Genomic DNA, 977 nt, shown 5'->3' on the forward strand with positions numbered 1-977 from the left:
TGAGTAGGTTGTGATCTCAGATTACAAACCGGCCAAAATAATTGTCGCGAACCGGCCAGATTAATTGTCGTCAGATACTGGTCTTTGCTGAGACGTGCAAAGCAGTTCTGCGCGGTTGGCACCCACCAGTCACGCAGGGTAAAGCCCAACGCCGCTTCCAGCCCGTCAAGCTGCGCCCCTGCCCGTCCGTTGCGGTCGGTCTTTTCGCTCAATCCGTCGATGCCGCCGCTGACGCAGAACGCCAGCAGGTCAACCAGTGTCGGCATCGGCCAGTCAATCAACACGGTAAAATCCTGCTCCCACCCTTTTGGCAGTCGCGCCATCCAGCCCTGCTCCACCTCGCCGAGGCGCGTCATGGCGCGGTCGGTTTCTGCGCTGGCGGGGGCATGGGTCAGCAACGTGCCGCGCTGCTGGCTGACGCTCGCACCCAGCACACTGCCCGCCCACGGCGTGGTCATCTTGGTCAGCAGGGTATGCACCAGCAGCGCCAGCGCCACCTGCGGGTTGCCGGTCAGCGCTGCCTGCACAGCCAGTGTCCGCTCGGCGGTCAGGCTGCGCAGCAGTGCCGCGCTGTAGCCCTTGGTTTGGGGTTCTGTCGCTTGTTGTTGGGAGGTGTTGGTGTCGCCGCTGTTATCGCTGCCGGTGTCGTCTGCGCGCTCGTCGCCACCTTCTGGCATCAGCCGCACCACGCCTCGCTGTACGGTCAGTTCGCCGCGACAGAACGACACCACCACCCCGGCATCCACCTTGCTTTGGGCGTCCCAGGCCGCGATATTGGCGCGCGCCTGCACGGCGCTGATTTCTTCCTCGATACGCCTGGCGGCTTTATAGCAGGCTTCAGCCTCGGCGGAGTCGGCTGCGGCGTCACCTTCCTCAATCAGCTCATCATGGCGCAGGCCACGCTGCGTCTGCGCTTCCTGCTCCAGTTCAGTGAGTACGCCGGTGGGTTTCTCCAGCATACTGTAGTGCTCGCGGTC

Annotated in this window: 1 pseudogene; it reads right to left on the reverse strand. The window is 63.5% G+C overall.

The window, feature by feature from the left end:
* Window positions 1-959, reverse strand: a pseudogene (locus tag AC4PR2_RS29185) (hypothetical protein); the annotation flags it as partial.
* Window positions 960-977 lie beyond the last annotated feature (18 nt).

The organism is Serratia sp. A07 (genome assembly GCF_058725505.1).